Below are 16,828 nucleotides of genomic sequence, written 5' to 3'. Positions count from 1 at the left end.
CGATGCCGCGCCCGTTGAAGCAGCGCCGGCAGCAGAAGGCGCGGCGCCAGCGGACCCGGGGGCTGTCCCCCCGGCTGCGCCCGCAGAGCCGGCAGCGGCACAACCGTAGCAATTCGGTCCGAGTCGAAGGATTTTGCGATGGCCAAACCGAAGATCAAGCTCGACACCACCAAGATCAAATCGTTTCTCGTCAATCACGTCGAGAAGATTGTGTTTGGCGGTTTTGCGCTCTGCTGCCTGTTGTTGCTCTATGGCGCGTTTGGCCTGGAGCGCGTGACGCAGACACCGAGCGAATTGAGCCAACTGGCGCAGCGAGCGCGGACGAACATTGACGGCTCGACGTTTGATTTGGAGCAGTCGGGCATCAAGGTGGTCGAGTACGCCGACAAGGCCAAAGCGGTGACGCAAAAGGTCACGCTCGACGGCTTTGAATGGAAACCGGTCGATCCCCCGGTCTGGCCGGCGGGGAACAAGCGGAATCAGCCGCAGCTATTGGCGCTGGAAGACCTGAAGGTGTCGACCGGAGTGGGGGCGTTCGATCTCAAGCCCAAGGGGCAGGTAGCAGCAGCGCCGGCGGCCGCCCCCGCGGCGGCGCCTCCAGCGGGTGGGGGTTCGATGCCGCGCGCTGGCGGAGCAATGCCACGGCGCGGAATGGGGATTGGAGCGGGCGGCATGGGCGCGGGCGCGACAGCGGCGACGGGAAACGCCGAAGGCAAGCCCTACGCGGTGATTGTGGGACTTGTGCCAGTCGACCGTCAGGCCAAGGCATTTGCCGAGACGTTCCGCGGGGTTTCGATGCCGATGGAGGGGGACCAAACGCCGCGATACAAGCCGATTCGCAACGGGATTGCAGCGCAGGTGGAGCGGGCCGAGGTGATTCCTGGTGTGGCGGACAATGACCTGAAATGGCAGTGGATCGACGCCTCAGCCGCGAACGCGACTGAGAAAGCGCGCTATAACGGCAACAGCGTGGAGGTCGCCGACGCCAGCGTGGTCGATCCCGCCGTGACCGAACCGCTGCCTCCCTTGGTAGGAAGCGAATGGGACGCTCAAGAAATAACAAACGAAAAACTGCCACTGGCGCCAAAGCGCGAAGCTGCCGTGGCGGCGGCTGATCCCATGCCGATGCCGGCGCCAGCAGCGGGTGAAGAGGCCGATCCCTTGGCGGCGGCCCCAGCGGCCGCCCCTGATGCCGCCGCGCCGGCGGCCGACACCGAAGCGGAGCCCGCCGCGACCGCCGCCGCTGGCTCATCGCCGTATCTGCTTTTTCGGTATTTCGATTTCACCGCCGAGCCGGGCAAGACCTACAGGTACCGAGTTTGGTTGGTGCTGGAGAATCCGAATTTCGGTGTCGACGCAAACTACCTGACCGAACCCGAGTTGGCCGCCAACGATTACATGCGCACGGCGGCGACGGCGGCTTCGGACGCGGTGACGATTCCGTTCGACGGCACGCTGTTGGCCGGCGAGTTGGTCACCCCCACGAGCGATCGCGAGTTGGGGACATCGGTATTACTGGAGCAATGGTTGCCGACGGGGGGCAAGGCGATTGCGGTCGTGCCGATCGCGTTTCGTGGTCAACTGCTGAATCAACAGAGCGATAAGGTGATGTTGACCGACTCGGGCGGGGGCAACCCGCGGATGGGCGAAAAGGGGAAGTCGGTCGATTTCCGCACCGAGACCACCGTATTGGATATGCGTAGCGAGGGGGAAGGTCGCGATCAGCCGGCCACCTTGCTGGTGCTCGATCCGAGCGGCCGCTTGAAGGTGCGGAAGGCGGAACCTCGTTTTGGCGAGATCGAAAAGCAATACGACGAGGCGGAGCGAGCCAGCAAGCGCAAGGACAAAGACAAGGACGACGACGACGCGCTCAGCAGCGACAAAAAGGGGCGTATGCCGTCCGCAGGCGGCATGGCGGGACAGCAGCAGGACGACAAGAAGCCGCGCCGGGGACGGCGCGGCAATGACGACGGCGGCCGATAAGCGGCAGCCATAGCGGCGCCAGCACGCCAGCGCGTGACCGGCAGCACAACGCGCGTTGCGCCATTTGCCTAGACGACCGTTAGACGCATCGCCGGGGTAGGGTTTGCGGTTGACTGCCCTTGACCCTCTTTACAGGGGCGAGTATCTATCCCGCTCATTCAACCGTTTTGGGCACGGCCCTAGACGGTTTGCGCCGGCGCGGCCTCGACACGGATGTTGTAGGGCGCTGGGGCGAAGAATGCAGCAACGAGCGGCGGCTGCCCGCGGTCCGCCGACTCGCCGGCAGGACGAGCCGTCCTGCGTCGCGAAAGGAGTTCGCGTTGAACACGAAACGCTGGATCGTCATCAGCACTATCGCCTGGGGCTGGGCGCTGGCTGGTCCGCCCTTGCAGGGGGCTGACCTATCGGCGCCGCTGTTGGTTTGTGCCAACGCGGTGACGGCGGATGACGACGCGCCGACTCGCCAAGATGTGCTCGACGGGCTGCGCGCCGCGCGCGCCGCGATGGAAAAAGGGAATCTGGACGCCGCCGACCGCGCCATCACCTGGGCGGAGCAATCGGGCGTTTCGCTCGGCATGCTGCACCTGGGCGACACGCCGAAGAAAGCGCGGCGCGATCTGGAGCGACTTCGCGCCCGGCAAGAAGCGGACCCGCGCGAGCGCGCCAAGGCAAGCGCGGCGAAGGAAATGATGGGGCAACCGGCGACTTCCGCACGCGCTGCGGCGCCGGCCGCCGGCGGCGCGCCGCCCGATGCCGAAGGATTGATCACTTCGCCACCGGCCGAGGGAGAAATTCAATCGCCAGCGGGAGCGCCGCGCGAGCCCGCTCTGTTGGATACCGACGCGGACGCCAGCGTGACGCTGCTGGAAGCGCGGCGAGCGCTGGCCAGCGGAGACGTGCGGCAGGCCAGGTTGCTGGTGGAGCAAGCCAAACGGGCGCCGGCAGGCGCCGAAACGCACGACGCGCCGCAGCAGGTCGAGGCGCTGATCCAGAAGCAGCAAGCAATCTCTGAGGCGTTGGCCAAAGGCGATCATGCGACGGCGAGCGAGGCCGCGGCGCAACTGGCCTTGGAGCAGGCCGAAGGAATGCTGCGCTATGCGGAACTGGACGCCGCCGAATCTTTGGCTCAGCAGGCGATATCGCTCTCGGGCGGAGCGGGAAGCGGCGACGGTCGCCCGCAAGCTTTGCTCAAACGAATTCAGAACGCCCGCACTGGCCAAGGGGGCGCGGCGGCCGGATCGATGGCCGCTGGCGAAGGGATGAGCACTGCCCAGCGGCGCATCCAGGACCTGATGGATCAATCGCGCGCGGCGATCCGCGGCGACAAGCTCCATCTGGCCGAGCAATTCGCGCGGCGCGCGATGGCCGAGAGCGCCAAGTCGGGCGAGCAGGCCGCCGATGGCGCCAGCCCAGAGGAACTGTTGGCCGAGATACTCGAACGCCGCCAGCCGCCGCGCGATCGTGGCAATCGACTGGCGGGTGGCGCGAGCGCCGCGCTGCAACAGCCGGCGGGCGTGTCGACGGCCGATTATCAGGAGCCGGCGGCGCTTTCGGCGTCGCAACAGGCAGCGCAAGCGGCGCACGCCAGCTTCGACTTTCCGCAAGAAGAGCCCGGCGACGAACCGTTCGATCAACCGCTCAGCGCGCGACCGGCGGCGCCACGCGCGGCCAACATGCCGGCGCCGCGAGCCGCGGCGGCGCAACCACGCGCTGCCCAGGCGCAACCCGTGGCGCAGGCGCTCGCGAGCCAATGGCTGGCGCAAGGAGAAAACGCGCTGCGTCAGCAGGACGTGAACACCGCGCGGGCGTATTTTCTGAAAGCCCGCCAGAGTCAGCAAGAACTTTCGCCGCCAGAGCAGGCCCGACTGGCGCAGTATCTGGCGAGCGCTGACGGCGCCAATCCGGCGGCAGCGGCGCCCGAGTCGCCCGAGACATTGGATCAACAGCCGCAGCCGATCGACGCGCCCCCCGCGCAACCCATACCCGCAGGGGCGCCGGCGCGGCCGCAGCCGCCCACCTCGGCGAGTCCGATGGCGCCCCCCGCGCAGCCACGGCCGTTATCGCCACAGACATTGCCGCCAGCGGCCACTGCGCCGGCCGGCGAGCCGCATCCTTTGTCGCCGAGCGGGGCGCCTGGCTCGCTATTGGAAGACGTGTCCGCCGGTCAGCGGATGCTGCAGAAGCGGATCAGCGTCGAGGTGGGGAATCAGCAGAGCCGGGCAATGGGGCTCAAGGAAACCGATCCCAAGGGCGCGCTCGAACTGCTCAAACAAACGCACTCCTTGATTGAGACGGCGCAAGTCGCGCCCGAGCATCGGCGGCAGTTGCACGCGCGGGTGGAACGGACCGAGTCGGACATTCAGGCATACTTCGAGGCGCATCGGGCCGACATCGAGCTGGAAGAAAAGAATCAGGCCACACTGGGCGAACTCGACCGCGAGCGCCAGATGAAGGTGGAGGTCGACGAGAAGTTGGCCGCCTGGGTGAACGAATACAACAACCTGATGGACGAAGAGCGCTACGCCGAGGCCGAGGTGGTGGCCAAGAAGGCGATTGAGTTGGCGCCCGACAATGTGCTGGCCGAGCAATTGCGCTGGAACGCCAATTTTGTGCGCCGCTTCAATCAGCAGAAGCAGATTCAGCTCGACAAGGAAAACGGCTTTGTGGCCTCGCTCGAAGCGGTGGACGCCTCGAGCGTGCCGTTCGACGATCGCAAGCCGATCGACTTTGGCAGCAAGCTGGAATGGGAAAAACTGACCGACCGCCGCAAACGCTTGGCGCTGGGCGACCGCCCGCGCCGCAACGAGCGGGAGATGCAGATCGAACAGAAGCTGAAGACTCCGGTGTCTTTGCAGTTCCAAGACGCCGCGCTGAGCGAAGTGCTCGACAGCCTGGCGAACGTGGCGGGCATCAACATCCACATCGACCCGCAGGGACTGGGCGCCGAGGGAGTGGAAACCACCACGCCGGTGACGATCAACCTGAAGCAAGACATCTCGCTGAAGAGCGCCTTGAACCTGGTGCTGGAGCCGTTGCATCTGGGCTACGTCATCAAGGACGAAGTGCTGAAGATCACCAGCGAGCAGTACCGAAACGGCGAATTGTTGCCGGTGATGTATCCGGTGGCCGACCTGGTGATTCCGATTCCGAACTTCGTGCCGGGGCCGCGGATGGGTCTGGCCGGGAGCCTGCACGACGCCTACACCAGCCTGGGCTACGGCGGTGGCACCGGCTTCAGCGGCCAATCGCCCTTGGCGGTGGTGGCCAGCCGCGACGGCACGCCGAACAGCGCGGCGATCAATCCGACCTTGTTGGGACAGATGGGCGCGGGCGGCGGACAATCGACCATGGCCGGGGCGATGCTCGGCAGTTCGGCGCCGGCGGGCGCGGGGCCGGGGGGCGCGGGGGGCGGCGTGGCCGCCGACTTCGACAGCTTGATTCAACTGATCACCACCACGATCGCGCCCACCACATGGGACGAGGTGGGCGGCTCCGGGGCGATCGAGGAATTTCGCACCAATTTGAGCCTGGTCATCAGCCAGACCGAGGACGTACACGACCAAATCCGCGACCTGCTCGAGCAACTGCGCCGCCTGCAGGACTTGCAGGTGACGATCGAAGTGCGGTTCATCACGCTCAACGACAATTTCTTTGAACGAATCGGCGTCGATTTCGACTTCAACATCAACGACAACACCGACAAGCCGTTCCAGATTTTTGGGCGGCCCAACCCGGACACGCCGACCGCGTACGGCGCGCCGCCGCCAGGCACACTGTTCACCAACGTGCCGCGCGCCTTCAACTCGGTCGATCTGCGCAAGAATCAAACGACGGTGGTGGGCATGACGGCGCCGGGCACCTTCTCGGCCGACCTCGACATTCCGTTCACGCAAAACAGTTTTGGCCTGTCGGTGCCGCAGTTCGGCGGGTTCGATCCCACGGCGGGCGCCTCGCTGGGCTTTGCCATCTTGAGCGACATCGAGGCGTTCTTCTTCATCAATGCCGCGCAGGGAGACCGCCGCAGCAACGTGTTGCAAGCGCCCAAAGTGACGCTGTTCAACGGCCAACAAGCCACGGTCTCCGACACGTCGCAGAGCCCGTTTGTGATCAGCGTGATTCCGGTGGTGGGCGACTTCGCGGCGGCCCAGCAACCAGTGATCGTGGTGCTCAACGAAGGCACCTTTATGACGGTGCAGGCCACGGTGTCGAGCGATCGGCGGTTTGTGCGGCTGACGATCGTGCCGTTCTTCAGCAACATTGGCGAAGTGGACACCTTCACCTTCGAAGGCTCAACCACCACGCGCGAATCGAGCGGATCGGACGGGCCGGAAGACGACACCGACGCGCGCGAGGAAGAATCGGAGACCGTCACCTCCGGCACCACGGTGCAATTGCCAACGTTCTCTTTCGTCACGGTGACGACCACAGTCAGCGTGCCCGACGGTGGCACCATCCTGTTGGGCGGCATCAAGCGCTTGAGCGAGGGGCGCAACGAGTTTGGCGTGCCGATCTTGAGCAAGGTGCCGTACATCAACCGCCTGTTCAAGAACGTGGGCATTGGGCGCGAGACGCAAAGCCTGATGATGATGGTGACGCCGCGGATCATCATTCAAGAAGAGGAAGAGGCGCTATTGGGCATCAGCCCGACGCCGTGACAGAATCGCCGATCAAGAGCGACTTGACGACCATGGTGGCGTAGGCGCCGCGGGGCAATTGAAACTGAAGCCGCGCCAGCGAGCGGGCAGGATGCAGGGGGTCGGGCTCTGCGGCGGCTTGGTGCTCGGCGGGAAAAACAATCGCCGCGCGCTCCCCTTTGGAGAAGAAGCTGTCGCGCGGGTAGTCGACGCGGAGCTTTTTGAGCGTGATTTGATGCCGGACCAGCACGCGCTCGATCAGTTCGGCGATGGGCCCCACTGGCGCAATGCGCGAGGATGGCAGCGGAATCGCAAGTTGGCGCAGCGCGTCGAGCACCGCGCTATCAAGCTCGCGATAGAGGAGAGCCCGGCCTGCCTTGAGCGGCACGGCGACCACCTGCGCCGGCGGAACGAGCCGGTTGAGTTGTTCGGCGAGCAGTTCGTTCCAGAGGAAGCCCTGATAGGCGGAGAGATACAGGCTGCGCTGCGGGTGGGCGATGCGCACAAACGCGCGGCGAAAGTTATTGGAGCGGCATAGTTCTTCAAGCACCGCCCGACGATCGTCGCGGCAGGCCTGGCGGGCGAGATCGTCCCACTGGCCCCAGGCGGCGGCGATGCGCTGGCGGTCGAGTCGGTCGTCTGGCCGGTCGCTGTCGGTTGAATCGCAGAGGGCCAGATGGCAGGCGCGCTCGTAATCGCGGTCGACCCAGGCGCGGGCGATGAATTGGCCAGTAGCGCCAAGCGATCCAAAGCGTTGGTCGTCGTAATAGTTGGCAACGCCGATAGCGCCGAGCCGCGCCAATCGCTCGGCCATCGCAGCAGCGCGTCGGGGTTCGAGGTCGCGGAGCACGATCTGGAAGTGGTTGGCCACGATGTCGCTGGCATGAAACGGACGGTCCACTTGCCCGAGGTAATCGAGCGACAGATTGGTTTGCGCCAGTTCCTGACGGGGGCCGCCTTCGATGGTGAGGTGCTGCGTGGTGACGGCGTGCTTGTCTTTGAGGCCACCGAAGGCGATCGCTCGGGGCGGCAGACGCCAGCGGCGGGCAATGGCGGCCAACGCCTCGGGCGTGCCGAGGTTTTGCTTGCGTAATCGATAGAAGGCAAAGCGGCCGCCCCGCGGCGCAAGGCGCGTGATTTCCTCGACTTGAAAATCGTCGGGCAGGCATCGCAGCTTGGCGCCTGACGTCATGGCGCCGTTTAACCGGCCGATCCGCTGGTGGCCACCGAATGGGCGGCCCCCGGCTGGGCGATATCGAACTGCGCGAGCTGACAGTTGAGATAGCACATGCCGCCCCCTTGATTGGGCGCGACGATGTTCCACGGCATGAGCCAGTTTTGATTGAGATAGTTGACGGCGTGTTCGGCGCGGCGGACCGCCAGGCCCAGGCCGTAAACGCCGGCGCCGAGATTCAGATCAAGCTCGAAGACGGCGGTCAGTCGTTCGCCGGCGCGCAGCGCGCGTGGCGTTTGACCAAGTTGCGCGGTGGAGGCGCGAAAGACGAGTTGATCGCTCTTGTCGTGCAAATGAATTTCTAGCGAGGTGGCCTCCAGCAGCCGCTTGGCTTCGATCTCAATTTCGATCCGCACGCGCTCGCCGGCGGGGAAGGTGAGTTGCGAGCCGGTATGCTCGCCCTGCGCCGAGACGCGGATGATGCGGCAGTTGTTGTTTTCTTCGTGGCGATCTTGCGTCAGGTGGCAGTCGGAGGTGTATTGGCTGACCACCTCGGCCGTTTCGCCCCAGCTTTGAATCTGTCCCTGCCGCAGCAGGATGCACTTGTCGCACAGGTTGACGATCGCACGCAGGTCGTGGCTGATGAAGATGATGGCGGCGCCGGCCTGGGCGATTTCGTTCATGCGCTGCAGGCACTTTTCTTGAAACATCGCGTCGCCGACGGCGAGCACTTCGTCGACCAGCAACACATCGGGCTCCAAATGCGCCGCGACGGAAAAGCCGAGCCGGGCCTGCATGCCGGAGGAGTAGCGTTTGACTGGGGTGTCGATGAACGGCGCGATGCCGGAAAAATCGACGATGGCGTCGAGCTTGCGATCGATCTCGCGCGACGACATGCCGAGAATCGAGCCGTTCAGATAGATGTTCTCGCGGCCGGTGAGGTCGGGGTGGAAGCCGGCGGCCACTTCGATGAGGGCGCGGAGCTTGCCGCGCACCTGATACCGGCCCCGATTGGGACGCAAGATGCGCGACAGGATCTTGAGCAACGTGCTCTTGCCGGCGCCGTTGGGACCGATGATGCCCAACGATTCGCCGCGGAGCACTTCGAACGAGACATCGCGCAGCGCCCAGAAGTCGCCGGCGGCGAGCTCGTCGGACTTGGGCGCACGGCGCACCAGGCGCTTAGCCAAGGCGGGGATCAAATCGCGCAGGCTATCGTGCACCTCGCCACGGTGGAATTTTTTCCACAGGCGATCGACTTCGACGACAACGTCCTGTTGCATGGGGCTTTTCGTGGGGCGGCGGAATCAGGAGGAGCTAAATGTATTCGGCGTAGACAAACTCGAGCTTGTGGAAAATCAACCAGGCGAGAAAAAAGCCTCCAATCGACCAAATGGCGGAGTAGAGCAGGTAAAGCGGATGCCAGGCAATGATATCGACACCGGCCTTGGACTGGACCATCAATGGCTCCAGCAGATTGTGCCGCTCGATGACGGCGACATCGAGACCTTCGAGCAACGGGGCGAGCGGATTGAGCATAATCAACCAAGAGCCGCGCGGCCCCAACAATTCTGGCTCGTAAAAGACGGGGGTGAAGAAGATGCCAAACGTCAAGATTACCTGCACGATGTATTTGACGTCGCGAAAGAAGAGATTGGCGCAGCTCAACATGAGAGCGCACATGGCCGTGAACAGAAAGATCATGGCGACCAAAGGAAAGACCCAGAGGACTTGCCACGAGGGTTGCACCTCGGCCACGGTGAAGAGGATCACCGCGAGCACGCTGGCGCCGAGCGCCGAATCGACGCATTGGGTAAGCACCGTCGAGAGAGGCAGCACCTCGCGCGGAAAGTAGATCTTGGTCACCAGGTTCATATTCGAAACCAGGCTCACCACGGCAAAGCCGATCGCGCCGACAAAGAAAGCCCAGGGGAGCGACTTGAGCGCCATGGCCGCCAAACGCGACAGCGGCACCTCGACGCCCCCCACTTGCGCCATGGCGTATTTGATCAGGGCGCCCGAGCCAACAATGAGCACGGGCATGAACAACGCCCAGCCAATGCCCATGATGGCTTGTTTGTAGCGCAACCGCAGGTCGCGGAGGGTAAGCTGCCACAATAACCCGCGAAAACGCCATACTTCGACGATCATCTCGCGCATTTCGGCACGAAGGGCCTGCCAGCCAGTGGCGGGCGCATCCAAGGGAGCAGCGGCGGCCTGACTGTCGCCGGTGGGGAATGTCGTCGGAGAATTCATGACGCGCCGTAGCAGAGGTGAAGTGACCCACCATTGTGACGTGCCAGGCGGGCTCGTCGCAAGTGCCAAGCGGGATTCATTTTAGCAGCCGCATTACTTACCGATTTGCAAGCAGGCTGCTTGGATTCTGGCGCGGGTCCCGCTGCTACGCATCGCGCCAAACACATGGCTTTTGGCTGATGTAAGCAGACGGTTTGAAACCGAGCAGCGCATTGAAGTGAGTCGCATCAGCGCGCCGACATGTATCGACCCATGCGGAAGGACACTTGGCCAACTGCACGAACCAAGTCATTTACCTGGTGGGTAGACGATCAGGTTGGTCAACCGCGTAAGCCGTTGGCAAAAAATTCTTCGGAGGTGCGAAGTTTGCGCCTTGAGAATGCGAATCACGCATGTTGTAATTTGCGCGACTAGGCGGAGTTTGTCCGTTTGGTCGCTGACGGCAATCTTGGTCGAGCGGTATACAGCTTGCTGGTAACGCCGTGCTTGGCGCCGGAGTGCTTGTCGCGCACGTTCGTGCAATTTGGAAGCAAAGGAAGGAAACATCATGCTTGCATCATCACTGCTACTTGGTCCATGTCTTGTTGTCAGCGCTCTAGTCTCGCACGGTCACCCCTGTGGATCTGGCCCCTGCGCCGGCAACCCCTGCGGTGGCAGTCCCTGCGCGGCCACGGCGGCGGCGCCTTGCGGCCCGCAGTATCAAATGGTCGAGCGCACCGTGATGGCGCCGACGATGGTGACCGAGATGCGCACGGTGCGCCGCACCGTTTGCCGTCCGGAGCAGCAGGAGCAGACCTATACGGTTTACAACCGCGTGCCGTACACCCGCGATGTGACCCGTGAATACACGGTGATGGTGCCCGAAGAACGAACCCGAACGGTGAACTACACTACCTGCAAGCCGGTCATGCAGACCATGACGCAGCAGTACACGGCGATGGTGCCGCACCAGGAGGAGCGCCAAGGGACACGGACGGTTTGCCAGCCGATTGAGGTGGACCAGACCGTGACGGTGATGGTGCCCGAGACGCGAACCAAGACGGTGAACTACACCGTTTGCAAGCCGGTGACGGAGACCGTTGATCGGCAGGTGACGGTCATGGTTCCGCACCAGGAAACCCGCGAGGGAGTACGACGGGTTTGCAACTACGTCAATGAGACTCGCACCCGCACCGTGCGTTGCGATATGGGAAGTTGGGCCCAGGTGCCATGCGACGCCAACCCGTGTGGCAGCGGCAACGGCTGTGGCAATGGTTGTGGTAACGGCGGTGGCTGCGGCAGCTACTCAAATGGCTGCGGCGGTTGCAACCCGTGTGGTAGCCCCTGCGGCAACCCGTGCGGCAATGGCGGCGGTTGTGCGCCATGCCAGCCCCGCACGCGCAGCGTGTGGGTGCCGAACATCGTCGAGAAGCAGGTGAACTATACGGTGTGCCGTCCGCAGATCAGCGAAGTGCCGTACACCTACACCGTGACGGTGTGCAAGCCCGAGACCCGCACCCAACAGGTGCAGGTGTGCAAGATGGTGCAAGAGCAGCAGTCGCGCGAGGTGCAGTACACCGTTTGCGTGCCGCAGCAAAAGACCATGAAGGTAACTCGCATGCAGCAGGTGCAGCAGCCGTACACCTACACCGTGACGGTCTGCAAACCGGAAACTCGCACCCGCAATGTGCAAGTGTGCAAGTATGTGCAAGAGCAGCAAAGCCGTGAGGTGAAGTACACGGTTTGCACGGCTCAGAAGCAGTCCAAGACCATGCAGGTGACCGAGTATCGCTGCGAGCCGGAGCAGAAGACTCGGACGGTGACGGTGATGCGCCGTGAGGTGGTCGAAGAGCAGGTTCCGGTGCAAGTTTGCCGGATGATGCCCAAGACCATCACCTGCCGCGTGCCGGTCAACAATGGTTGTGGCAATGGCGGCTGCGGCGGTGGCGGCTGCGGCGGCAACGCCGGTTGCGGTGGCTGCCGTTAGTTGACTGTCCACCATTTGGCCGCCGTCCCTCGGACGGCGAACCAACTGGAAAATAAACCCAGACGGGATGATGCAAATCTTCCCGCCATTGGCCGCAGTCCCTCGGACGGCGAGTCAACCGGAAAATAAACCAAGACGGGACGATGCAAATCTTCCCGCCATTGGCCGCAGTCCCCCGGACGGCGAGCCAACCGGAAAATAAACCAAGACGGGACGATGCAAATCTTCCCGCCATTGGCCGCAGTCCCCCGGACGGCGAGCCAACCGGAAAATAGAACAAGGCGGGAAGATGCAAATCTTCCCGCCTTGTTCGTTTTGTGGCCCGTCCGTAGTTGGCAAGCGCCGGTCTCTGGGGTCATTGCCGCCCTACTGGCCTCGCAAAGGGAGGGCGGAACTTGCCGGAAACGTGCGAGTCTGGTGAGCCTCGTTAGCGCTAGATTCAACTACGGATAGCCGCTGGTCGGCCGTTGCCAACTCGGGAATTCCCGCACTCCACGGGCTTGACGCTTGGTAAATCGAACCCGTGGTCCCGCAGTTGGCCTCGACGCGACACGATCCGACTCGGGGATCGGATCAACTCTCGTCAGCGACTACTTGATACCCCACTTCTGGGCGGGTGTCAAATTTTTTTCTCGACCGGCCGACAGGCGCCACAGCCAGCAGCCCGGCGGGCCAAGTGGCATGAAAATGGCTACTTGTGCGCTAGGGCGGGATGCGGATACTACGGGTTTCCCCCCGCATGGCAACCACGGTTTGCCATCGCGGCCAGAGCGCCGCGCGGGCGAAGCAAGGCACACCAACTAAGGAACACGCACATGGCACGCGCAGGCGCAGTGATTTTCAAGGGCAACCCAATGACTTTGGTGGGGGAGGAAGTGAAGTCGGGACAGGCGGCGCCCGAATTTGTGATGCACGCCTTTGAAGACGGCCAGATGAAGCGACTGACGCCGAGCGACCTGAAGGGCAAGCCCTCGATTCTGAGCGTGGTGCCGTCGCTCGACACGCCGGTTTGCCAGAAGCAGACCAAGCGGTTCAACGAGGAAGTCGGCGCCTTTGGAGACAAGGTAAACGCCTGGACGGTGAGTCTCGATCTGCCGTTCGCGATGAACCGGTTTTGCGGCGCCGAAAACATCAAGAGCATTCGCTCGGTGAGCGATTATCAAGATCGCTCATTCGGCAAGAACTGGGGAATGCTGATCGACGAACTGAAGATTTTGGCCCGCGGCACCTTTGTGGTCGACAAGGATGGCAAGGTGGTCTATGCCGAGACGGTGAAGGAAGTAGGACAGGAGCCGAACTACGACGCGGCGCTCAAGGCGCTGAAGGGCCTGCTGTAAGAGACTGAGTTGATCGACCATTCCAGCGCGGCGACCGTGGAAAGCAGCACGGCGCCGCGTTTTTTATGCGCCGCCACGCGACTTGAGAAATACTTCGCTCATCTCGCGGCGCATCGTCTGGCGCAGTTCGCTGTCGATCAGCGTCGAGTGCGTCTTGCCGGGCACAATGACGATGCTGGCGTCGCTGCCTAGTCGCTGCAGCGTCTCTTTGAGCAGCCGAACCGCGCCTTCCAGATAGAAAGTGTCGCGGTCGCCGACCCAGATGTGCAGCTTGCCCGCCAATTGGGGAGCGAGCGACTGCCAGTTACTCTCCAGTTTTTTGTTGATGTCGTAGTCTTGCCAGGCCCTGAGCACATTGGGATCGACGCGTCCGGTGGCGCGATCCCAGAGACGCAAAGGTTCGCCATCTGGGCCGCGCGGGCTGAAAACCGCCTCGAAAGAGCGAAGCTGGCCGCCGCGTTTGAGCACATCGTCCATGCGCAGGAACGAGTCGAACCAGAGCAGCGGCTGGTCGTCGGCGGTGCGAGCCAAGGGGCGCCGGCCGCCTTGCTCGTCGACAAACAGGCTGGGGGGCGGAGAGGCATAGAGGTCAACGCGCTGGAAGTCACGAAAATCGACGGGGTCGGGCGCGGTGCTCCACACGCCGCCAAAGAATTGTGGATAGCTGACTTGCAGCCAGAGCGAAGACCAACCGCCCGAGCTATGCCCGGTGAGGAAACGGGCGGATGGTTCGGCGACAGTGCGATAGGTGGCGTCGATATGGGGGATGAGTTCCTGAATCAAGGCATCGGCGCGGGGGCCATTAGTGGCGCTGTTGGCGAAGACATGATGCCCCCATTCGCACTCGCCGGTGAGAAACACGCGAATCAGATCGGTTTCGCCCTCGGCGGCCGTGGGGGGCGAATCGCGATAGGCCAGCGCCGCGTGGTAACTGCCGCCAAAGCCAGGAATGCTGTAGACGACCGGAAAACGACGCTCGGGCTCGTCGAAATAGGCCTTTGGCAACACCACGCCGGCGTATTGGACGATCTCGCGGCCGTGGAACTGGCTGAGCAGCGGGCTGGCGAGCCTGGTTTCGATCACCCAATCGGTTCCACGGAAGGGCCGCGGCGGCGCCTGTTGCGTAAGCGAAAGCTCAATGTCGAGCGGCTGCTGGTCCAACACTTCGACATCCATCACATCGCTATGCCAGTTGCCGGACGCCGTGCCGGGGTCGTGATGATCGTGGTTTTGATGCAACACCGCTTGCGCGCGGTACTTGCCGGGCGCCAGCGCCGAGAGCGGACCGGGAAAGCCAGCGGACTGGTCGTCGACGACGTACTGCCCTCCCGCCATCGGCTGAGAGACATCAATCGCAAAAAAGGGTTCCGGATGAAACCAGTCGGGCCCGGTTCGCGGCTCGCTCGGCCGCTGCGAGAGAAACACGAACAGCCGCGCGCGTGAGTCGGCGATCGCCAGATCGGCGGGAAGCAAGATGACAAAGCGTCGCGGCGACTGCGCGGTAGCAGGCGCTTCGTCCGCTGGTAGCGCCGGCAAGAGAAACGAGAGGTTGAGCGACGCCAAGAGCACGCCCACCAGGGCGCGGCGAGTCAGCATGATTTGGCCTCCTGGACAGTGGGCGCGGGGCACGGCGCGCGACCATCGTCGGCTGGCAGGCCGACCATTTCGAGCAGTTTTAGCGCGTTGGTCGTGGTGGCCACGCCCGACCGCAGTTGGTAGTCGAAGGTCATTTGTCGCCCGGCGGGCCCGTCGCTGAATGACTCTTGGAAATGGACCGGATGACAGGCGGCAGCCAACCCGTCGACATCGGCCAGGGCCAGATCGTGCGAGGTGATCGCGCCAATCGCTCCGCACTCGAGCAAATGCCGCACCACGCGGCGCACGGCAATCTGGCGCTCGACCGTGTTGGTGCCGTGCAAGATTTCGTCCAACAGATAGACGAATTGGCGTTCGCCCGCGCGCTGCACGCGAGCGGCGTCGTCGACCACCTGTTTGAGGCGCCGCAACTCGGCCATGAACAGCGAAACGCCGTCGCCGAGCGAGTCGCTGACCCGAATACTGGCGCCGAGCCGAACGGGGGGCAACGACAGCGACGCCGCGCAAACCGGCGCGCCGGCCTGCGCCAACACGATGTTGACGCCAATCGAACGCAGCAAGGTGCTCTTGCCGGACATATTCGATCCGGTGACCAGCAGAAACGCGCCGGCAGGACCAAGCGACACATCGTTCGCGACACGCTGCGCTGCGGGGATCAGCGGGTGCCCCAGTTGCCGCGCGGCGACTTCGGTCGCGGCGGAATCGACCTGAGGAGTGGCCCAGTCGGGTTGATCGTGCTTGAGGCCCGCCAGCGCGCAGAGCGCCTCGAACCGCGCCAGATGCTCGAACCAGCCACGCACCTCGCTGCGATGCGCCGCCTGCCAGGCTTCGACGAACGCAAGCACATGAAAATCCCAAAGCGTCGTCGCTTGCACGACGCCGTACAGCAATTGCGAAAATCGCAGATCGGCCAGGTCCATCAGGCGGCGCAATCGGTCGAGCGAGCGCAGCGCAGCGCGGGCATGCGATTGAATTTCGCGCATGGCCGGCGACGTGACCGAGAAGCGTTGCACCTGCGCAAGCAGCGCGACATAGGCCCGCAGTTCCCCTTCGCGCGAGGCGATACGCGAGAACAGCGGATGAATTTGCCGGCAAAAATGGAGACTGAGCCCCACATTCAACACCAGCACGGCCAGCAGCGGCGACAACGGCAACAGGCCTGCGCTGTAGAGGACAAAGAGGACGAGCGAGGCTAAGGGAGTGATTCGGGTGAGCCGAATCAGCCAGGGCCGCTGGCCGAGCCAGACTGGGCCCTCGGCCCAATCGAGAAAGGGGTTGAGGCTGGCTTGGCCGCGAGCGCACGGCCGACTGAGCAGCGCCAGCTCTTGTCGCCGGTCAAGTTGAGACGCCAGTTCGGCGATGGTCAGTTGACGGGAGGCGATGTCGGATAGCGGCGCTGGTTCGAGCAGCCAGTCGGCCAGTCTGCGCAGTCCCAGCGGCGTGGCAGGCAGCGCCAACAGGTGAAAGAGCGAGCGCGGGCCCAAAAGGTCGAGGTCGATGGACAAGGGATCGCGCAGCAACGCGGGATCGAGCGGCGGGAGGGGTAGCTGGCCCCAATTTCGCTGAATTCTGGCTTGCGCTTGCTGGTTGAGATCAGCCAATCCCGCCTCGTAGGCCCATTGCCTGAGCACGCGCCGATGCCAAACAACCAGCGCCACAAACCCGGCGACCAACAGGCCCGCTGTAATGAATAGCGGGCCTCGAAAACTGGGGGCGCCCCAGATGCCATACAGAACGGCGCCGAGGGCCACGGCAAAGACCGCCATCCGCGCGTTGGCGATGCGATCGGCGCGGCGCGCCAGCGCTGCGGCCTCGCGGGCAAAACGCGCCTCACGTTCGGCGTACATCTGGCAGATGGCGTCTTCTGTTGGCTGCATGCGGG

9 protein-coding genes are annotated in these 16,828 nt (G+C 63.7%); 4 read left to right on the top strand and 5 right to left on the bottom strand.

Annotated features, from left to right (window positions below; genetic code table 11):
• Positions 1-138: 138 nt before the first annotated feature.
• Complete coding sequence (locus tag K1X71_10315) at positions 139-1,983, top strand: hypothetical protein (GenBank protein MBX7073529.1); 1,845 nt, start codon at positions 139-141, stop codon at positions 1,981-1,983.
• A 320-nt stretch (positions 1,984-2,303) separates the two neighbouring features.
• On the top strand, positions 2,304-6,638 hold the full coding sequence (locus K1X71_10310) for a hypothetical protein (protein ID MBX7073528.1): 4,335 nt from the start codon (positions 2,304-2,306) through the stop codon (positions 6,636-6,638).
• Here the strand turns inward: K1X71_10310 and truD are convergent.
• Genes truD through K1X71_10295 form a run of 3 tightly spaced genes read right to left on the bottom strand, consistent with a single transcriptional unit; the run spans position 6,622 to position 10,047 of the window.
• Entirely contained in the window at positions 6,622-7,809 is a 1,188-nt protein-coding gene (gene truD, locus K1X71_10305; protein ID MBX7073527.1) for a tRNA pseudouridine(13) synthase TruD, read from the bottom strand. The genes K1X71_10310 and truD overlap by 17 nt on opposite strands.
• Before the next feature lie 8 nt (positions 7,810-7,817).
• Positions 7,818-9,074, bottom strand: coding sequence for an ABC transporter ATP-binding protein (locus tag K1X71_10300; GenBank protein MBX7073526.1), 1,257 nt, complete (start codon positions 9,072-9,074; stop codon positions 7,818-7,820).
• Between the two features lie 34 nt (positions 9,075-9,108).
• The gene (locus K1X71_10295) at positions 9,109-10,047 is read right to left on the bottom strand and encodes an ABC transporter permease (GenBank protein MBX7073525.1); all 939 of its coding nucleotides are present in this window, start codon (positions 10,045-10,047) and stop codon (positions 9,109-9,111) included.
• A gap of 547 nt (positions 10,048-10,594) precedes the next feature.
• Here K1X71_10295 and K1X71_10290 point away from each other — a divergent pair.
• Positions 10,595-12,013: a hypothetical protein gene (locus tag K1X71_10290; GenBank protein MBX7073524.1), complete on the top strand. Its 1,419-nt coding sequence runs from the start codon at positions 10,595-10,597 to the stop codon at positions 12,011-12,013.
• 815 nt (positions 12,014-12,828) lie between these two features.
• Complete coding sequence (gene tpx / locus K1X71_10285) at positions 12,829-13,350, top strand: thiol peroxidase (protein MBX7073523.1); 522 nt, start codon at positions 12,829-12,831, stop codon at positions 13,348-13,350.
• A 63-nt stretch (positions 13,351-13,413) separates the two neighbouring features.
• Here the strand turns inward: tpx and K1X71_10280 are convergent, their stop codons facing one another.
• Complete coding sequence (locus tag K1X71_10280; protein MBX7073522.1) at positions 13,414-14,946, bottom strand: hypothetical protein; 1,533 nt, start codon at positions 14,944-14,946, stop codon at positions 13,414-13,416.
• Complete coding sequence (locus K1X71_10275; protein MBX7073521.1) at positions 14,940-16,823, bottom strand: hypothetical protein; 1,884 nt, start codon at positions 16,821-16,823, stop codon at positions 14,940-14,942. The genes K1X71_10280 and K1X71_10275 overlap by 7 nt, the downstream gene beginning before the upstream one ends.
• Positions 16,824-16,828 lie beyond the last annotated feature (5 nt).

The sequence above is a fragment of the Pirellulales bacterium genome, assembly GCA_019694455.1.
Lineage (GTDB): Bacteria > Planctomycetota > Planctomycetia > Pirellulales > JAEUIK01 > JAIBBY01.
Note: the sequence above shows the minus strand (reverse complement) of the source record. Positions and strands in the feature narration are given on the sequence as shown.